The sequence below is a fragment of the Streptomyces sp. CA-294286 genome (assembly GCF_050947155.1).
Taxonomy (GTDB): domain Bacteria; phylum Actinomycetota; class Actinomycetes; order Streptomycetales; family Streptomycetaceae; genus Streptomyces.
Genome location: NZ_CP192005.1, coordinates 1,723,141 through 1,741,248 on the forward strand (window position 1 = coordinate 1,723,141; position 18,108 = coordinate 1,741,248).

An 18,108-nucleotide genomic window follows, 5' to 3' on the forward strand; every position below is an offset into this window, starting at 1 on the left:
ATGACCGGCGCGAATGTGGCGGCGCGCGCCTCGCGGGTGCGCCTGGATCAGCCGAAGGCGCCCCGCAAGCGCCTGCTGCCCGAATGGGACCCCGAGGCGTTCGGGCGGTACTCGGAGCGGATCGCGCGGTTCCTGGGGACGGGCCGGTTCATCGTCTGGATGACGGCGGTGATCATCCTGTGGGTGCTGTGGAACATCTTCGCGCCCAAGGACCTGCGGTTCGACGAGTTCCCGTTCATCTTCCTGACCTTGGCCCTGTCGCTCCAGGCGTCGTACGCCGCACCGCTGATCCTGCTCGCGCAGAACCGGCAGGACGACCGGGACCGCGTCACCCACGAACAGGACCGCAAGCAGAACGAGCGGTCCATCGCCGACACCGAGTACCTCACACGGGAGATCGCGGCGCTGCGCATGAACCTCGGCGAGGTCGCCACCCGCGACTGGATCCGCTCCGAACTCCAGGACCTGGTCAAGGAGTTGGAGGAACGGGGAACCGTATTCCCGGCCGGGCCTGCGAACCGGAGTGACGAAGGCGACCGTTGACCGGCCTTCCCGGCCGCCTGCCCCACCGCCGTACTATCGGAGCATGGCTACGGAAGACGCGGTGCGTGAAGCACTGGCGACGGTGAACGACCCCGAGATCCACCGACCGATCACAGAGCTCGGCATGGTCAAATCGGTCGAGATCGGGGCGGACGGCGCGGTCGCCGTCGCGGTCTATCTGACCGTCTCCGGCTGCCCGATGCGCGAGACCATCACCAGCAATGTGCGCGAGGCCGTCGAGCGGGTCGAGGGCGTCACGAGCGTCAGCGTCGAGCTCGACGTGATGAGCGACGAACAGCGCAAGGAACTGGCGGGCGCCCTGCGCGGCGGCACGGCGGAGCGCGAGGTGCCCTTCGCCCAGCCCGGCTCGCTGACCAGGGTGTACGCGGTCGCCTCCGGCAAGGGCGGCGTCGGCAAGTCCTCGGTGACGGTGAACCTGGCCGCGGCGATGGCGGCGGACGGCCTCAAGGTCGGCGTCGTCGACGCGGACATCTACGGCCACAGCGTGCCCCGCATGCTGGGCGTGGAGGGCAGGCCCACCCAGGTCGAGAACATGATCATGCCGCCGTCGGCGAACGGCGTGAAGGTCATCTCCATCGGCATGTTCACCCCGGGCAACGCGCCCGTCGTGTGGCGCGGCCCGATGCTGCACCGCGCGCTCCAGCAGTTCCTGGCGGACGTGTACTGGGGCGACCTGGACGTCCTCCTGCTCGACCTGCCGCCGGGCACCGGCGACATCGCGATCTCGGTCGCGCAGCTCGTCCCGAACGCGGAGATCCTCGTCGTCACCACCCCGCAGCAGGCCGCCGCCGAGGTCGCCGAGCGGGCCGGGTCGATCGCCGTGCAGACCCACCAGAAGATCGTCGGCGTCGTCGAGAACATGTCCGGCATGCCGTGCCCGCACTGCGACGAGATCGTCGACGTGTTCGGCACCGGCGGCGGCGAGCGCGTCGCCGAGGGCCTGACCAGGACGACCGGCGCGACCGTCCCCGTCCTGGGCTCCATCCCCATCGACGTACGGCTGCGCGAGGGCGGCGACGACGGCCGTCCGGTCGTGCTGACCGACCCCGACTCCCCCGCCGGGTCCGCGCTGCGGGGCATCGCGGGGAAGCTGGGCGGGCGGGCCCGTGGGCTGTCCGGGATGTCGCTGGGCATCACGCCGCGCAACAAGTTCTGAGACACCCGGCGCACCTGCGGACGCGCGGACATGGCGCACATGGGTGAGGGGCGGCCTCCTGGAGGCCGCCCCTCACCCATGTGATGTGCCGTCAGACGTACGCCTGGATGTCCTTCACCACGGAGAAGCCCAGTCCGTACGCGCTCATGCCACGCCCGTACGCGCCGAGGTGGACCCCCGACCCGGTGGAGCCCGCGAGCACCCACCCGTACTCCGACTCGCGGTAGTGGAAGGGTGTGGGCACCCCGTCGACCGGCAACGAGAGCGCGGACCAGTCGTCGCCCTGGAGGTCGTCGGCCAGGTCGAAGCAGACCTCGGTCTGCTGGGCGAGCCAGTTGTCGCGCATCGAGTGGTCGAGCTGGGCGGGCCAGGTCTGCGACAGCAGACCGGAGCCGGCGAGCCAGGCGGCGGAGGACACCGAGGTGGCCTCCAGCGTTCCGGTGCCGTCGCCGCTGCGGCGCACCGGGTTGGCGGCGACGGTCACGACCACCGCGAAGCGCTCCTTGTCGAGGCCGTCCTCCGCGGCTGCCCGTATCGTCGGCTCGTCGCCGTGGCCCACCGCGCCGTGCTGGACGGTGCCGTCGGCGGCGGCGGTGACCTGCATCAGCCAGCGCGGCCCGGTGAAGGCCTCGTCCAGCCCGTACCAGGGAAACGGGGCGCTCAGATAGCCGTCGACCGTACGCCGGGCTGCCGGCCCCCCTTCCGCGGTGGACCCACCGGGCGCACCGGTATCCTCCTGCGCCCCTGCCCGACTCGTCGTCTCCATCTGCCCGGCCGCCTCCTCTGATCGTCAGCGTCCGGAGCGGCCCACCCCCCTCGGGCGTCCTGCACCCGGACAGATGGAGGATAGCCCGCACCCCCCAGCCCCCCGAGGCAACGGGGCCGCGCACCGTCAGACCCTTGGACGGCGGGACCGCCCGCCTCCGCAGCCCCTCGCGGCGGGACAGCCCGTCCCCGCCCACCCCCGTAGCCCCCTCGGGCGGCGGGACAACCCACCCGCCCCCGTAGGCGGGGCCGCCCCCAGGGGCGGAACGGGCGGGCAAGGGGGCGGCCCCCACCGGACGGTGCACCCACGCCCGTACGCCCCGCTACCGCCCAGCCCGGCCGTGCTCCCGCACCGCTGCGCCCCGCTACTTCCTCGCGCCGCTCCCGCACCGCTCCACGCGGCCCCGGCGCCCCCTCACGTCGCGTCCGGATCGAACGCCGGCCGATCGTCCTTCCGCAGGTTCGCCGCACCGGCGGCCGACCCGGCCTCGTCCTTGCGCAGGTTCGCCCGCGCCCCGGCGGCCGGCTCCTCGCGCTTGGTCAGATCCGCCCGAGCGCCAGTACCGGCACCGGTCCCGGCCCCCGCGCCCGTCACGTCCGAAGGCGTCCGCGCCTCCGGCCGAGCCCGCCCGTTCACCACGTCGGTGACCTCGCTGAGCTCCCCCCGCAGGTCGAAGCTCTCCCGGATCTCCTTCAGCCCGAGGTCGTCTCCGCCGTGCTCCGCCAGCTGCTTGCGGACGAAGGCCTTCGGGTTGAGGTCCTCGAACTCGAAGTCCTTGAACTCCGGGCCCAGCTCGCTTCGGATGTCCTGCTTCGCGCTTTCCGAGAACTCGCGGATCTTGCGGATGGTCCGCGTGGCGTCCTGGATCATCTTCGGCAGCTTGTCCGGGCCGAAGATGAGCACGGCGAGGACCGCGAGCGTCAGCAGCTCAAGTCCGCCTATGTCTGTGAACACCTTGCAGCTCCTTGGATTCTCCGGGCGCGTTCCACGGTACCCGCCCCAGCTGTCCGGACGGTACCTTCAAGTGACACCTGTCTGCCGTTCGCGCGTCTCCCGCACGTCACTCCGGCCCCCGGGTCAGGAGTCTCCCGCCGAGCCGAGCCTGAGGGACACCTCGCGCTCCGTGCCGTCGCGCCGCAGCGTGAGTTTCAGCAGGTCACCGGGCTTGCGGGCACGAATCTTCACGATCAGTTCCTCGCCGCTGCGCACGCGTCGTCCGTCGACCCGGGTGATGACGTCGCCGGGCTTGATGCCCGCTTCGGCGCCGGGGCCGCCGGGGGTGACCGAGGGCGCGCCGCCCGCCCCCTTCGCGCCGACCCTGGCTCCCTCGCCCGGGTACTTCATGTCGAGGGAGACGCCGATCACCGGATGGGTCGCCCTACCGGTGTTGATGATCTCCTCGGCAACGCGCTTGGCCTGGTTGATCGGGATCGCGAAGCCGAGACCGATGCTGCCGCCCCGACCGCCTTCGAGCCCGGTGCCGCTGTCCGGGCCGCGGATGGCGCTGTTGACGCCGATGACCCGGGCCCGGCCGTCGACGAGCGGACCGCCGGAGTTGCCGGGGTTGATGGGGGCGTCGGTCTGGAGCGCGTCGACATAGCTGACGTCGCTGCCGTCGCCCTTCTCGCCGCCCGCGGTGATGGGCCGCTGCTTGGCGCTGATGATGCCCGCGGTCACCGTGTTCTGGAGGTCGAAGGGGGCCCCGATCGCCACCACCGGGTCGCCCACCCGGACGTCGTCGGAGTTGCCCAGCGGCAGCGGCGTGAGGCCGGAGACGCCGACGACCTTGACGACGGCGAGATCGTATCCGCTGTCCTTGCCGACGAGCTCGGCCTTCGCGCTCTCGCCGCTGCTGAACGTGAGGGAGATGACGCCGGAGGAACCGGCCGGGTCCACCACGTGGTGGTTGGTGAGGATGTGGCCCTTGTCGTCGAGGACGAACCCGGTGCCGGTGCCCTTGCCGCTGCCTCCGCTGACGTGGAAGGTGACGACGCTGGGCAGGGCGCTGGCCGCGATGCCCGCGACGCTGTCGGGGGCGCGGTCGCGGGGCTCGCTGTCCGCCTGCGGGAGCCGTACGGGGCCGCGCAGCCCGTCGTTCCGCTCGACGTACGCCCCCACGCCGCCGCCGACGCCCCCGGCGATCAGGGCGATGAGCAGGGCGCCGACGAACAGTCCGGCGCGCCGCGGTTTCCTCGGGGCGCCGTGGTCGTCGCCGTACGACAGCGGCTGCTGCGGCGCGGCGCTCCACGGGTCGTACTGGAGCCACGGGGAGGGCGGGTACTGCTGCGCGGACGGCGGGAACGGCCCTCCGTGGTGCTGCGGCGGGATCGGTGAGCCGTGGGCCGGGGGCGCCGCCGGCCGCTGCACCGGCGGTGCCGGAGCCCAGGGGCCAGGGCCTCCGTAGGGCGGCGTGCCGTAGGGGTCGGGGTCGTGCAGCGGCTGCGGACCGCCCTCCCCGCGGGCTTCGCCGACGATCCTCCCGGCGCCTATGGGGTCCGTACGGTCCGCCGCGTACGAAGGGTCCGCCGCGTGCGTCGCTCGGTCGGCAGACTCCGGCGGTGCCGTGGGCGGCGGCGGGCTGTCGGCCGGTGACCGGCTCGCCGACGTCGAGGGGTTCCCCGTCGCGGACGGAATCCCCGGCGGAGGCGGTTCCCCCGGTCCGGGCACGTCCCCCGGTCCGGGCGGGTTCATGGGCGGCGGGTTCATCGGGGGAAGCGGGGTGCCGGGCGCCGCTGCCGGGTCGGCCGGTGCCGGGCCCGAGGCCGGGTCGGCCGAGTGGGGCCCGGACGTGGTCGGAGACGTCCCCCGCCCGGAACGGCTCCACCACTTCGCCCGTGGTCCGGCGGGCTTGCCCTCGTCCATGCTCTCCCCGCAACTGCCCGTGGCCCGTACGCAAAGTCCCGGAACCAGCCTCCGCGCCCCGTCGCGGGCACCCCTTCCCTGGATTCAACCAGGTTTGCGATTGCGCGCGCAGAGGACCCGGGGTCAGCGGCCGGGTGCGACGGAGAGCTCGGGAGCCGGGGGTACGGCGAGGTGTCCGCCGGCGGCCGGAGCCGAGGGGGAGGTCGTCGGTGCCGAATGCACCGGTCCCGGCGGCGGGGACGTGACGGACCCGGCCGGCAGATGGGCCGGGAAGGGCCGTATCCCGTGGTGCCGGAGCGGTCCGGTGCCCGGTCCCAGTCCGTGGTTCCCCTGCTCCCGTGGCGGGAGCGAGATCGGGAAGACCTTCAGGCCCTCCTGGTAAGGAACGGGGGGTGCGGTGGCCGCTCCCGCGCCGACTCCGGTGGTCGCCGAGAGCACGCTCCTCCCGCCGCCCGAGGTGCTGCCGCTGCCGCTGTCCCCGCGGACGCTCGACGCACCGCCCTGACGGCGGCTGTTGTCCGTACCGCTCGCCGGGGTGGCGGCGCGGGCGGGGGTGAAGCCGCCGGACCGCTCCCCCCGGGGGGAAGGACTGTTGGCGCTGTCGGCGGGAAGGGCTCCGCCGAGGGCGATGGCGGCCAGTGAGACGGCGCTCGCCGCGGCGAAGGCGAACCTGCTCGGCCTGCGCCCGCCGGAGCGCTCGCCCTGCGGACGGCCCACCTCGTGGATGCGGAAGCCCCGGTCACCCGAACCGCCGGGAAAGACCGGGCCGTGCGCGCCGGTCGGCTCGTAGCCGATCCGGCTGCCGAACCTCAGGGAGTCATCGGCGGAGAAGACCCCGGCAGCTCCGTCCCCGAATCTTCCCCGGCCGAACGGCCCGCCGCCCTCGGGATCGTCCTCGTCCCCGGAACCGCCGGGCAGGCCCTGGAGCCGGGCCAGGAAGCCCTCGGAGGGTGCGGGGGACGCGGTGTGCGCGAAGACGTCCTTGAGCCTGCGCTGGGCATCGGCCTCGGCCTTGCACTTGGCGCACGTCGCCAGGTGGGCCAGGACCCGCTCGCGCGAGTCGTGCCCCAATTCGCCGTCCACCAGTGCGGCGAGACGGTCCCCGAGGTGTTGCTCCGCCGGGGTGGGTCGAGATCCGCTCACCCGATTCCGCCCTCTCCGACCGCCGCCGGGAACCCGAGCCCCGTGGCCGCGCCCGCGGGCGCCATGGCGCGCTGCTCGGCGCGGGCCTCCGGGGAACGGTGCTTGAGCGCCCTGCGCAGGTGCGAGCGACCGCGGTGGATGCGGCTGCGCACGGTCCCGAGCTTGACGCCCAGCGTGGCGGCGATCTCCTCGTACGAAAGTCCCTCGATGTCACAGAGCACGACGGCGGCACGGAACTCGGGCGCCAGGGTGTCCAGGGCCTGCTGCACGTCCGCGTCGAAGTGGGTGTCCTGGAAGACCTGCTGGGGTGACGGGTCGCGGCTGGGCAGCCGCTCGGCCGCGTCGTCGCCGAGGGAGTCGAAGCGGATGCGCTGCTTGCGGCGCACCATGTCCAGGAAGAGGTTGGTCGTGATCCGGTGCAGCCAGCCCTCGAAGGTGCCGGGCGTGTACGTCGACAGCGAGCGGAAGACCCGGACGAAGACCTCCTGCGTCAGGTCCTCCGCGTCGTGCTGATTGCCGGTCAGGCGGTACGCCAGGCGATAGACACGGGTGCTGTGCGTGCTGACGATCTCCTCCCAGGTGGGAGGGGTCCACGCCTCCTCCGCCTCGGAGAAGTCGGCGAAGGCGGCCGTCGCGGGGACGGAACGGGCGGTGGAGGCGGAACGGTCAGCGGTGTCGGTCACGGATTTCGGCTCGCCCGCAGACCTGAGAAAGCGCCGGAGCACTCCTCCCCGATCACCGGCCGCAGCCGCACCTCCCCTGTCGGCTCTGGTGGTGTCCAGTGGAGCCCCTACCATAACCACCTCGCCCGTTAGCTCCGGATAAGACTCTTTGCGTGAATTTTGGACCCGTTCCCGAGTCTGCTTCCTGCGCTCCATCCCTCCCCCTGTCCCCTCACAACGACCGGTCCCATCTGCGAGTTCCCGACGCCAGCGGATACAGTCACGGTTGCGCCAACTACGGGGACAGGAGAGGGTCATTACCGCTGACCGGCAGACGAGCTGGGCGTTCGCCGACGCCTACGTCGCCGAGGACGACACTCTGCACTGGGCCCGGGACCGGGCCCGGGACGCGGGCGTCCCCTCGGTGTCCCCGGGCACCGGCGCCGCACTGCGGCTGCTGGCCGGAACGGCGGATGCCAAAGCCGTCGCCGAAATCGGTACGGGCACGGGCGTGTCCGGCATCTACCTGTTGCAGGGCATGCGTCCCGACGGCGTACTGACCACCGTGGACCTGGAGCCGGAGCGGCAGACCTTCGCGAAGCAGGCGTTCCGCTCGGCCGGTTTCGCGGGCAACCGGGCCCGTTTCATCCCGGGCCGCGCCCTGGACGTGCTGCCCCGCCTCGCGGACGGCGGCTACGACCTCGTCTTCTGCGACGGCGACCGCCTGGAGTCCCTGGACTACCTCGCTGAATCGTTGCGGCTGCTGCGGCCCGGCGGTCTGGTCTGCTTCGAGGGAGTCTTCGCGGACGGCCGCACCGTCGACTCCGCCGCCCAGCCCGCCGAGGTGATCCGCCTGCGCGAACTGCTGCGCACCGTGCGGGAGTCCACGGAGCTGGTGTCGTCGCTGCTGCCGGTGGGCGACGGCCTGCTGTGCGCGGTACGGCGGGGCTGAGGCCACTCCACGCCGCCACGGTACGGCGGGGCTGAGGCCGCTCACCGCCGCGCGGCGGTGAGCTGCTGCCGTACTGCGCCCGTCCGGAGTCTGTCCGTACCGTACGGCCGGCAGCCCGCCGCTGTGCGGTACGGCCGGGACCTGTCGCCGCGTGCCGTGCGGCCGGGGGCCCTCCGGGAACACCACTGCCCCGGTTCACGCTCGCGCGTGGCCGGGGCAGTGGAGAGATAAGAGCGCTATCCGCCTTCAGGCGTTAACCGACGACCTTCTTCAGGGCGTCGCCGAGTGCATCGGCCTCGTCCGGAGTCAGCTCGACGACAAGTCGACCGCCGCCTTCGAGCGGAACGCGCATGACGATACCCCGCCCCTCCTTGGTCACCTCGAGCGGGCCGTCGCCCGTCCGCGGCTTCATGGCCGCCATGCTCGTTCCCCTTCCTGAAACCAGCTCACGCAGCCGACAACCCAGGTGTCACCGGCATCGAACACATTGCTTCCAGGCCATTATCCCGCATCGATGGACCCAATGACCAACATCAGTCGGCATCGCTTGTGCAACGCGCAGCCGCAAAACCACCTAATTCGGTGATCGGCCTGCGATACTTCGCCGCTTCGGACCCGCTCCGGGGGCGGATTTGTTTGACGCAGGTCACATGGGCAGAGCCCAAGATCTCCGACATGCTGGCCTGTGCATGCCCAATTTCGCTCTGTGAGGGGACCGACGATGGCCGACACCGTGCTCTACGAGGTGACCGACGGGCTCGCGACGATCACGCTCAATCGTCCCGACGCCATGAACGCGATGAACACCGGGGCCAAGGTCGCCCTCCGTGAGGCGGTTCAGGCCGCGGCCTCCGATGCGGCCGTGCGGGCAGTGCTGCTGACCGCGACCGGCCGGGCGTTCTGCGTCGGCCAGGACCTCAAGGAGCACATCACCCTGCTCGCCGCGGACCGGGAGAACGGCACCGGGCGGACGATGAGCACCGTGCGGGAGCACTACAACCCGGTCGTACGGGCGCTGACGGAGATGCCCAAGCCGGTCGTGGCGGGGATCAACGGGGTCGCGGCCGGAGCCGGATTCGGATTCGCGCTGGCCGCCGACTACCGGATTGTCGCCGATACCGCCGCTTTCAACACCTCCTTCGCCGGGGTCGCACTCACCGCCGACTCGGGCGTGTCCTGGACGCTGCCTCGGCTGATCGGCCACGGCCGGGCGGCCGACCTGCTGCTCTTCCCCCGCTCGATCACCGCTCAGGAGGCGTTCGAGCTCGGCATCGCCCAGCGCGTGGTGCCGGCCGACACGCTCGCCGCCGAGGCCACGGCCGTCGCCCGCGCACTGGCCGAGGGCCCGACGGTCGCCTACGCCGCGATCAAGGAGTCCCTGGCGTACGGGACCGAGCACTCGCTGCGCGAGACGCTGGAGAAGGAGGACGAGGTGCAGACCCGCGCAGGGGCCTCCGAGGACCACTCCATCGCGGTGCGGGCCTTCGTCGACAAGGCCCGCCCGAAGTACCTGGGCCGCTGACCCGCGGGGCCGACCCACCGGCCGGTGGCCGGCTCTGCCCTCCGGTCGGTGAACCCGCTCGTCCACCGGCCGGTGCCCCGGCTCTGCCCTCCCGCCGGCGCCCGGCTCTCCCCTCCGGCCGGTGAAGCCGCCCGTCTACCGGCCGGTGCCCCGGGCGACGCAGTCCGCGAGGTGGTCGTCGACGAGGCCGCAGGCCTGCATCAGGGCGTACGCCGTGGTGGGGCCGACGAAGCGGACGCCGCGCTTCTTGAGGTCCTTGGCCAGGGCGGTCGATTCCGGGGTGACGGCGGGAACGTCCCCGAGCGTGCGGGGTACGGGACGGGACGCGCCGTCGGGGGCGTACGACCAGATCAGCCGGTCGAGTTCACCCTCCGGCCACTCGGCGAGGACCCGCGCGTTGGCGAGGGTGGCCTCGATCTTGGCGCGGTTGCGGATGATGCCGGGGTCGGCGAGCAGCCGGGCCGCGTCCACCTCGGTGAAGGCCGCCACCTCGGCGATCGCGAACCCGGCGAAGGCGGTGCGGAAGCCCTCGCGGCGGCGCAGGATCGTCAGCCAGGACAGCCCGGACTGGAACGCCTCCAGGCAGAGCCGCTCGTACAGCGCGTCGTCCCCGTGGACCGGACGGCCCCATTCCGTGTCGTGATAGGCCGTGTAGTCCTCGGTGGCGGTCCCCCACGGGCAGCGGAGAGCACCATCGGGTCCGGGGACGGCGGAACCGGGGGCGGCGGTCATCGTCCGGGGCCCTCCTCTGCGTGACCCGGTCCGGGACGCGGCGAGTCCTCGGGGGAGGGTGAGCCGTCGGAAAGCCGATGCCCTTCGGCCCCCCGGCCGGGCTGCGCACCCGGCCCCTGTGCGGACGGCGGCTCCTCCCCGTCCCGGACGGATCGCTCAGGAGCGGGGAAGTCCGGTGCGGGGTCAGCAGGAGCGGAGGCGTCCGGTGCGGGATCAGCGGGGGCGGAGGCGGCCGGTGCGGGATCAGCAGGAGCGGAGGCGGCCGGTGCGGGATCAGCGGGGGCGGGGGCGTCCGGTGCGGGCGGAACCGGGGACGGAGAGGCCGGAAGGGGCGGAGCCGCGGCCGGAGTGGGCGCCTGCGGGACGTCGAAGGCCGGAATGGGTCCGTCCGGTTCGCTGGAAGCACGGCGCGGCGCGGTAGCTTCCCGCAGGGGCTGGGCGGGCGCGGGCCAGGAGCGAGGGGCCGGGTCGGTCAGCAGGGCGGTCCGGTCGTCATAGGCCGTCCTCGTACCGGTCGCGGCGAGGGCCGCTTCCAGTTCGGCGATACGGGCGTCCCGTTCGGCGAGTTCGGCGCCCACGCGGCCCAGCACGTCGTCCACGTCGGCCATCCGGTAGCCGCGGGGCGCCAGCGGCAGGCGCAGCGCCTCGATGTCGGCGCGGCCCACCGGGCGGGTCAGCGGCAGCGGATCCGTCAGGTGGTCGGGGCCGGCCTCCGGAAGGGTTCCCTCGTCACCGCCCCCGACGACGGCGAGCGTCACCGCGGCGACGACCACCACCATCGCCAAGAGCAAGAAAAAGAACATCAACACGAGCGTCTCCCGGGGCGCGCACTCGGACACAAACCTACTGGCCCTGATCGTGCCATGCGGGTGTGACAGCTAAGGTCTCAGACGGTCTGTCGGAGGACCGGCAGGGGACCGCACGAGGTCCGCCAGAGGTCCGTGACGAGGAGGAATCAGCAGATGCTGCGGCTGGGACGGCGTGTTTTCGAGACCCACGAGCCGGTGATCATGGCGATCGTGAACCGCACCCCGGACTCCTTCTACGACCAGGGGGCCACCTTCCGCGACGAGCCCGCGCTGGCCCGCGTGGAGCAGGCGGTGGCGGACGGGGCGGCCGTCATCGACATCGGCGGGGTCAAGGCGGGCCCCGGCGAAGAGGTGGGCGCCGAGGAGGAGGCGCGGCGCACGGTCGGTTTCGTCGCGGAGGTGCGGGCGCGGTACCCGGACGTCGTCATCAGTGTGGACACGTGGCGCCACGAGGTCGGCGAGGCGGTCTGCGAGGCGGGCGCGGACCTGCTCAACGACGCGTGGGGCGGGGTCGATCCGAAACTGGCGGAGGTCGCGGCGCGCTACGACGTGGGGCTGGTGTGCACGCACGCGGGCGGCGCGGAGCCGCGGACCCGGCCGCACCGGCGGGAGTACGAGGACGTGATGGCGGACATCCTCGACGTGACCGTCGGTCTGGCCGAGCGGGCGGTCTCGCTCGGCGTGCGACGGGACGCGATCCTGATCGATCCCGGCCACGACTTCGGGAAGAACACCCGGCACAGCCTGGAGGCGACGCGGCGGCTGGGGGAGATGGCGGCGACGGGGTGGCCGGTGCTGGTGTCGCTCTCCAACAAGGACTTCGTCGGGGAGACGCTGGACCGGCCGGTCAAGGAGCGGGTCGTCGGCACCCTGGCGACGACGGCGGTGTCGGCGTGGCTGGGGGCTCAGGTGTACCGGGTGCACGAGGTGGCGGAGACGCGGCAGGTGCTGGAGATGGTGGCGTCGATCGCGGGGCGGCGGGCACCGGCGGTGGCGCGCAGGGGGTTGGCGTAGGAAGGATGGCGCAGGGGGCGGTGCGGGGCAGGTGTGACAGGGCTGAGGACGGGGCGTGCGGGGCAGAGGTGACGGGGTAGGCGTAAGAGGCGGCGCGCGGCGGGGGTGACGAGGCTGGGAGCGGGGCGTGCGGGGCAGGCGCGGCGTGATCGGGGCGGGGCCGGCCCGGTGGAGGCCGGACGCGTCCGTTCAGGGCCGCCCCCCTTGCCCGCCCTCCCCGAGCACTCGGTTTCGCTCGTGCACTCGTGCAGGGGCCCCGCCACGCAAGGCGGTTACGGGGGGCTCACCTGAAGCAGCCCCGCCACCCGGAGGGGCGGGGCGTGCCGGAGGGTGCGGCTACTTCCCTGTTTCCTTGGTGACCAGCGCGACCGCTTCCTCCACGTCGTCCGTGACGTGGAAGAGGAGGAGGTCCTTGGCGGAGGCCTTGCCCTGGGCGACGACCGTGTCGCGCAGCCAGTCGACCAGGCCGCTCCAGTACTCCGTACCGAAGAGGACGATCGGGAAGCGCGTCACCTTCTGCGTCTGGACCAGGGTGAGCGCCTCGAAGAGCTCGTCGAGCGTGCCGAGGCCGCCGGGCAGGACCACGAAGCCCTGCGCGTACTTCACGAACATCGTCTTGCGCACGAAGAAGTAGCGGAAGTTGACGCCGATGTCGACGTGCGCGTTGAGGCCCTGCTCGAAGGGCAGCTCGATGCCGAGGCCGACGGAGACGCCGTTCGCCTCGCGCGCGCCCTTGTTCGCCGCTTCCATGGCGCCCGGACCGCCGCCGGTGATCACCGCGAAGCCCGCTTCGACGAGCGCGCGTCCGATCTGCACGCCCGACTCGTACTCCGGGGTCCCGACGGGGGTGCGGGCCGAGCCGAACACGCTGATCGCGTCGGGCAGTTCGGCCAGCGCACCGAAACCCTCGACGAACTCCGACTGGATCCGCATGACCCGCCACGGGTCGGTGTGCACCCACTCGGAGTCGCCCTCGGTGTCGAGGAGACGCTGATCGGTGGTGCCGGGCTGGACCTGGTCCCTGCGGCGCAGCACCGGACCGAGCCGCTGCTCCTCGGGCGCGCGGCCGTGGGGCGACCGGTCGTGGCGCGACCGGTCGTCGGACTGTCGCCCCTCGGGCAGCCGCCCGTCCGGCGTCCGCCCGTCCGGCGTCGCTTCCTCGGGCGTCCGTCCCTCTTCGGGATGCGTCATGCCGTACTCCCTCCGCTGCGGTGCACGGTGGCGTGCATTGTTCGATCAGATTAGGTCCACAGATGTGACGAACGGTGAAATTCAGGTTGTCAGCCAGGCGTGGAGTCGCTCCTCGCAGTGGTGGATCTTCGCCACTTCGACGTGCTCGTCCCGCTTGTGGGCGAAGATCGGGTCGCCGGGTCCGTAGTTGACCGCCGGGATGCCGAGCGCGCTGAACCGCGCCACGTCGGTCCAGCCGAACTTGGGCTTCGCGCTGCCGCCGACCGCCTCCATGAAGGCCGCCGCGGCCGGGTGGGAGAGGCCGGGCATGGCCGCCCCCGAGTGGTCGTCGACGACGAACTCGGCGATGTCGCAGTCCGCGAAGACCTCCCGCACGTGGGCGATCGCGTCGTCCTGCGAACGGTCGGGGGCGTATCGGAAGTTCACGGTGACGGTGCAGGCGTCCGGGATGACGTTGTTGGCGACGCCCGCCTCGACGCGTACCGCGTTCAGCCCTTCCCGGTACTCAAGGCCGTCGATCACGGTCCGCTTGGGCTCGTACGCGGCGAGGGCGGCCAGGATCGGGGCCGCCTTGTGGATCGCGTTGGACCCCATCCAGCCGCGCGCGGAGTGGGCGCGCTCGCCGCTGGTGCGCAGGTGCACGCGCAGCGTGCCCTGGCAGCCGCCCTCCACCTCCGCGTACGTGCCCTCCAGCAGGACGGCGAAGTCGCCCTCCAGCCAGTCGGGCCGGGCGTCGGCGATGTGGCCGAGGCCGTTGAGGTGGGCCGCGACCTCCTCGTTGTCGTAGAAGACGAAGGTGAGATCGCGGTTGGGCCGGGTGACGGTGGCGGCCATACGCAGCTGGAGGGCGACGCCGCCCTTCATGTCGGTGGTCCCGCAGCCCCAGAGGATGCCGTTGTCGTCGAGGCGCGAGGGGACGTTGTCGGCGATCGGGACGGTGTCGATGTGCCCGGCGAGGATCACGCGCTCGGCCAGCCCCAGGCGCGTACGGGCGACGACGTTGTTGCCGTACCGGTCGACTTCGAGGTGCGGCAGGGTGCGCAGCGCCTGCTCGATGGCGTCGGCGAGGGGCTTCTCGTTGCCGCTCTCGGAAGGGAAGTCGACGAGCCGGGCGGTCAGGGTTGCGGCGTCGAGGCTGAGGTCAAGCGGTGCGTCGGTCATGCGTCCGACCCTAACGGGGGCGTCGGCGGCGGAGGCGGGGCGAACGCCGAGCGGTGCGGGAGGGGGTCCGGTACGACGGCGGGGCCCGCTGGCAGCGGACTGTCGTACGGGCTCCAGTACCGTGACTGTGTGCTCCAGCTCCCCCCTCACTCCCCCTTTCGCGGCCGTCCCCTCCGCATCGTCGCGGGTGTCGTCGTCCTGCTCGCGCTGGCCGGGTACGTCGCGGCGCATTTCCTCTCCGGCGGCCCGGGAAACACCCGTTGTGTCGTACGCGGTGGCGACGGTGCGCAGGGCAGCGGCGCGCGGTACCAACTGACCGCCGAGCAGGCCGTCAACGCCTCCGTCATCTCCGCCGTCGGCACGTCGCGGGGCATGCCGGAGCGCGCCGTCACCATCGCCCTGGCGACCGCGCTCCAGGAGTCCGCGCTGCGCAACATCGAGCACGGCGACCGCGATTCGCTCGGCCTCTTCCAGCAGCGACCCTCGCAGGGGTGGGGAACCGCCGACCAGATCCTCGACCCGGCCTACTCGGCCGGTCGCTTCTACCAGCACCTCAACGAGGTGCCCGGCTATTCGCGGCTGCCGCTGACGGTGGCAGCACAACGGGTGCAGAAGAGCGGCTTCCCGCAGGCGTACGCGAAGCACGAGACGGACGCGGCCCTGCTGGCCTCGGCGTTGACCGGGCGTACACCCGCCTCTCTTTCGTGTGAGGCGAGCGCGGGCGGTACGGACGGGCGGGGCGGCGACCCGGCAGAGGTGCGCAAGCAGCTGACGGCGGCCTTCGGGCCGGACGTGCTGCCCGCCGTGCGAGGGGCCGGGGGGCCCGCTGCCGGGGGTGCCGGATCGGCACGGACGGTTGTCGTGCCGGTGCCGGGTGCGGCGGCGGAGGACGGTCCCGAGGGGACCCGTGGAGCCGGTGCGCAGCGGGGCTGGGAGGTGGCGCACTGGGCGATGGCGCACTCGGTGGAGTTGCGGATCGCCCGGATCGCACACGCGGGGTGGGAGTGGCGGGCGGACCAGGGCGACCGGGGATGGCGCCGGATGCCGAACGCGGAGGCCGGAACGGCGGCCGAGGAGGTCCGGATCACCCCGGCCGGCTGAGGCGGACCTCGGTGAGACGGCCACGGTGCAAGGCGGGCCAGACGCGCCGCCGGGGGCAAAGCGGGCCGGACGGGCCCCCGGGGCAGGTCGGCCGCCGGAAGCGGGGCAGGGCACCGAAGGCGCGGAGGCGCACCGAAGCCGCGGCAGGGCGCCGGAAGCGAGACGCGCCACCCAAAGCGAGGAGGCCCACCCGGAGTCGCGCAGGCCCACCGGAGGCGCGGCAGGGCATCGAAAGCGCGGCAGGGCACCCGAGGCGGGCCAGGCGCAGCCTGCGCCGTCGTCGCCGCGGGACGGACACGCGGCCACCGATCCTGACTCGGATCCCGTCTCGGAGAGACCCGCTCCGGCGTACACCCCCGGGCATCTGGTCGATAACGGACGGATCTCCTCCCGGTCACCGGACGATCAACGGCCGCTCATCCGTCCGCCCCTTCACCCGAAGGGGGCAGCGCGGCCGCCCGGGGCGACACCGGGGCGTCCGGCGTGCCGAGATCCCGTCGCACCACCCGCAACCCCTTGCGGCGCAAGGGAAGCGACCGCGCCGCGCCCCTCCCCCGGCCTCGGCGACAGCGGCTCCTTTGCCCGGTTTATTCGTCCGGGATCATGCCCCGCCTTGCGAACTCTTTACCTTGGCCGACCGAAACCTCTCCCGCCCTCCGAGCGGTTGTCATGATGTCCGATCGCCGGACAGACAGCGTTTCATCGTCTTTTCCCGCTAAGGAGCACCATGTCCCTCCCCCTGGCTCGTCGGATCGCCCGCGCCGCCCTCATCAGTGCGGCCGGTGCCGCTTCCGTGATCGGTGCGACCGGCTCCGCCAGCGCGGTCGACCTCCCGGCGGCCTCCAGCCTCGGCGGTCTGACCGCGCTGGACGGCGCCGGTCTCGGTGACGCCGTCGACGGTGCGTCGCAGCAGGCTTCGAACGTGGCGGGCAACGCCGGCAGCGCTGCGGTGAAGAAGGCCGTTCCGGCGGCGGGCAAGACCGTGGGCAAGGCCGGCAAGACCGCCACCCCGGCCGCGCAGAAGGCCGCCGGTGACGTCGCGGGCAGTGCCGGTGACGTGCTCGGCGAGACCGCCAAGTCCGCGACCGACGGCGGTCTGCCCACCTCCGGTCTGCCGACCGGCGCCCTGCCCGACACCGGCCTGCCGACCGGCGGCGGTCTGCCGGTCCAGGGCCTGCCCCTCGGCTGAGAGGCACCCGTACGCGAGAACGCGTGGAGGGGCCCCGGGAGCACACACGCTCCCGGGGCCCCTCCACGTGGTCGGGGCCCGGAGCCGTACGGGAGGGCTCAGCCGGTCAGCCGGGCGGCGGCCGCCGCCACCCGCTCGTCGGTCGCGGTGAGGGCCACCCGTACGAACTGCCGCCCCGCCTCTCCGTAGAAGTCACCGGGCGCCACCAGGATGCCGAGCGACGCGAGGTGGCCGACGGTGTCCCAGCAGTTCTCGCCGCGGGTCACCCACAGGTAGAGGCTGGCCTCGCTGTGCTCGATGCGGAAGCCGTGCGTCAGGAGGGCTTCGCGCAGGGCGGTGCGCCGGGCCGCGTACCGCGCGCGCTGCTCGGCCACGTGCGTGTCGTCGCCGAGGGCCGCGACGGTGGCCGCCTGGACCGGGGCGGCGGTCATCATGCCGCCGTGCTTGCGGATCTGGAGCAGGTCGCCGAGGACGGCGGAGTCGCCGGCGACGAAGGCCGCGCGGTAGCCCGCCAGGTTGGAGCGCTTGGACAGGGAGTGGACGGCGACGAGGCCGTCGAAGCTGCCGCCGCAGACGTCCTCGTGGAGCACGGAGACGGGGTCTGCCTCCCAGCCCAGTTCCAGGTAGCACTCGTCGGCGACGAGGAGGACGCCGTGCGCGCGGGCCCAGCGGACGATCCGGATCAGTTCGTCCTTGGCGAGGACGCGACCGGTCGGGTTGGAGGGCGAGTTGAGCCAGAGCAGCTTGACGCGGGCCGGGTCGAGGTCGGTGGTCGGGTCGTCGTAGACGACGGCCTCCGCGCGCGCGAGGCGGGCGCCGACCTCGTAGGTGGGGTAGGCGAGCCGGGGGTAGGCGACCTGGTCGCCTGGGCCCAGGCCGAGCTGGGTGGGCAGCCAGGCCACCAGTTCCTTCGAGCCGACGACCGGCAGGACGTTGACGTGCGCCGCGTCCCGCGCGCCGAGCCGCCGCCGTACCCAGTCCACCAGCGCGTCGCGCAGCTCGGCCGTGCCCCACACCGTGGGGTAGCCGGGCGAGTCCGCCGCCGCGACGAGGGCCTTCTGGATCAGCTCCGGGACCGGGTCGACGGGAGTGCCGACGGAGAGGTCCACGAGGCCGTCGGGGTGGGCCGCGGCCGTCTCCCGGTACGGCTCCAGCTTGTCCCAGGGGAAGACGGGCAGGCGGTCGCGCGGCGACTCGACGGGAGGGCGGCGGACGGCGGGCGGCGGGTCGGTGACTGGGGACACGGTGCGGTTCGCTTTCTCGTGGCTCTCTCGAAGCATTTCG

General features: G+C 72.9%; 17 protein-coding genes and 1 pseudogene. 7 read left to right on the top strand and 11 right to left on the bottom strand.

Annotated features, from left to right (window positions below; genetic code table 11):
• On the top strand, nucleotides 1-543 hold the full coding sequence (locus ACQPZG_RS12190; RefSeq protein WP_433545828.1) for a DUF1003 domain-containing protein: 543 nt from the start codon (nucleotides 1-3) through the stop codon (nucleotides 541-543).
• 43 nt (nucleotides 544-586) lie between these two features.
• Entirely contained in the window at nucleotides 587-1,720 is a 1,134-nt protein-coding gene (locus ACQPZG_RS12195) for an Mrp/NBP35 family ATP-binding protein (protein WP_433545829.1), read from the top strand.
• A gap of 91 nt (nucleotides 1,721-1,811) precedes the next feature.
• On the opposite strand, the gene ACQPZG_RS12200 is transcribed toward ACQPZG_RS12195, so the two are convergent.
• The 5 genes from ACQPZG_RS12200 to sigE all read right to left on the bottom strand — a co-directional run bounded on the left by ACQPZG_RS12200 (nucleotide 1,812) and on the right by sigE (nucleotide 7,288).
• Nucleotides 1,812-2,486 carry a hypothetical protein gene (locus ACQPZG_RS12200; RefSeq protein WP_433545830.1) on the bottom strand — a complete coding sequence of 225 codons (675 nt, stop codon included), beginning with the start codon at nucleotides 2,484-2,486 and terminating at the stop codon, nucleotides 1,812-1,814.
• 414 nt (nucleotides 2,487-2,900) lie between these two features.
• Nucleotides 2,901-3,440, bottom strand: a complete 540-nt coding sequence (locus tag ACQPZG_RS12205; RefSeq protein ID WP_433545831.1) for a sec-independent translocase — start codon at nucleotides 3,438-3,440, stop codon at nucleotides 2,901-2,903.
• A 123-nt stretch (nucleotides 3,441-3,563) separates the two neighbouring features.
• Nucleotides 3,564-5,348 carry a S1C family serine protease gene (locus tag ACQPZG_RS12210; protein ID WP_433545832.1) on the bottom strand — a complete coding sequence of 595 codons (1,785 nt, stop codon included), beginning with the start codon at nucleotides 5,346-5,348 and terminating at the stop codon, nucleotides 3,564-3,566.
• Between the two features lie 123 nt (nucleotides 5,349-5,471).
• A complete protein-coding gene (locus tag ACQPZG_RS12215) occupies nucleotides 5,472-6,491 on the bottom strand; it encodes an anti-sigma factor family protein (RefSeq protein WP_433545833.1) in 1,020 nt (339 codons plus the stop codon).
• Nucleotides 6,488-7,288, bottom strand: a complete 801-nt coding sequence (gene sigE, locus ACQPZG_RS12220; protein WP_433545834.1) for an RNA polymerase sigma factor SigE — start codon at nucleotides 7,286-7,288, stop codon at nucleotides 6,488-6,490. Before sigE ends, ACQPZG_RS12215 begins: the two co-directional genes overlap by 4 nt.
• Before the next feature lie 151 nt (nucleotides 7,289-7,439).
• Between sigE and ACQPZG_RS12225 the strand changes: the two genes are divergently transcribed.
• Nucleotides 7,440-8,105, top strand: coding sequence for an O-methyltransferase (locus ACQPZG_RS12225; protein WP_185028670.1), 666 nt, complete (start codon nucleotides 7,440-7,442; stop codon nucleotides 8,103-8,105).
• A 253-nt stretch (nucleotides 8,106-8,358) separates the two neighbouring features.
• Here ACQPZG_RS12225 and ACQPZG_RS12230 read toward each other — a convergent pair whose 3' ends face one another.
• Nucleotides 8,359-8,526 (bottom strand): DUF3117 domain-containing protein, encoded by a 168-nt coding sequence (locus tag ACQPZG_RS12230; RefSeq protein ID WP_003966491.1) that lies wholly within the window; start codon nucleotides 8,524-8,526, stop codon nucleotides 8,359-8,361.
• A 300-nt stretch (nucleotides 8,527-8,826) separates the two neighbouring features.
• Here ACQPZG_RS12230 and ACQPZG_RS12235 point away from each other — a divergent pair, with 300 nt between their 5' ends.
• Nucleotides 8,827-9,627 (top strand): enoyl-CoA hydratase/isomerase family protein, encoded by an 801-nt coding sequence (locus ACQPZG_RS12235; RefSeq protein WP_433545835.1) that lies wholly within the window; start codon nucleotides 8,827-8,829, stop codon nucleotides 9,625-9,627.
• A 135-nt stretch (nucleotides 9,628-9,762) separates the two neighbouring features.
• Here the strand turns inward: ACQPZG_RS12235 and ACQPZG_RS12240 are convergent, their stop codons facing one another.
• Nucleotides 9,763-10,359, bottom strand: a complete 597-nt coding sequence (locus tag ACQPZG_RS12240) for a DNA-3-methyladenine glycosylase I (RefSeq protein WP_433545836.1) — start codon at nucleotides 10,357-10,359, stop codon at nucleotides 9,763-9,765.
• Nucleotides 10,360-10,751: 392 nt separating this feature from the next.
• Nucleotides 10,752-11,162 (bottom strand): annotated as a pseudogene (locus ACQPZG_RS12245) (DivIVA domain-containing protein); the annotation flags it as partial.
• 159 nt (nucleotides 11,163-11,321) lie between these two features.
• On the opposite strand from ACQPZG_RS12245, the gene folP reads away from it, so the two are divergent.
• Nucleotides 11,322-12,182, top strand: a complete 861-nt coding sequence (gene folP, locus ACQPZG_RS12250; RefSeq protein WP_433545837.1) for a dihydropteroate synthase — start codon at nucleotides 11,322-11,324, stop codon at nucleotides 12,180-12,182.
• A gap of 336 nt (nucleotides 12,183-12,518) precedes the next feature.
• On the opposite strand, the gene ACQPZG_RS12255 is transcribed toward folP, so the two are convergent.
• Both ACQPZG_RS12255 and dapE read right to left on the bottom strand, forming a co-directional pair.
• A complete protein-coding gene (locus ACQPZG_RS12255; protein ID WP_433545838.1) occupies nucleotides 12,519-13,373 on the bottom strand; it encodes a TIGR00730 family Rossman fold protein in 855 nt (284 codons plus the stop codon).
• Between the two features lie 81 nt (nucleotides 13,374-13,454).
• Complete coding sequence (dapE, locus tag ACQPZG_RS12260) at nucleotides 13,455-14,534, bottom strand: succinyl-diaminopimelate desuccinylase (RefSeq protein WP_433545839.1); 1,080 nt, start codon at nucleotides 14,532-14,534, stop codon at nucleotides 13,455-13,457.
• A gap of 129 nt (nucleotides 14,535-14,663) precedes the next feature.
• Between dapE and ACQPZG_RS12265 the strand changes: the two genes are divergently transcribed.
• Nucleotides 14,664-15,635, top strand: a complete 972-nt coding sequence (locus tag ACQPZG_RS12265) for a hypothetical protein (RefSeq protein WP_433545840.1) — start codon at nucleotides 14,664-14,666, stop codon at nucleotides 15,633-15,635.
• 727 nt (nucleotides 15,636-16,362) lie between these two features.
• On the top strand, nucleotides 16,363-16,824 hold the full coding sequence (locus ACQPZG_RS12270) for an ATP-binding protein (RefSeq protein ID WP_433545841.1): 462 nt from the start codon (nucleotides 16,363-16,365) through the stop codon (nucleotides 16,822-16,824).
• A 98-nt stretch (nucleotides 16,825-16,922) separates the two neighbouring features.
• Here ACQPZG_RS12270 and dapC read toward each other — a convergent pair whose 3' ends face one another.
• Entirely contained in the window at nucleotides 16,923-18,068 is a 1,146-nt protein-coding gene (dapC, locus tag ACQPZG_RS12275) for a succinyldiaminopimelate transaminase (protein WP_433545842.1), read from the bottom strand.
• Nucleotides 18,069-18,108 lie beyond the last annotated feature (40 nt).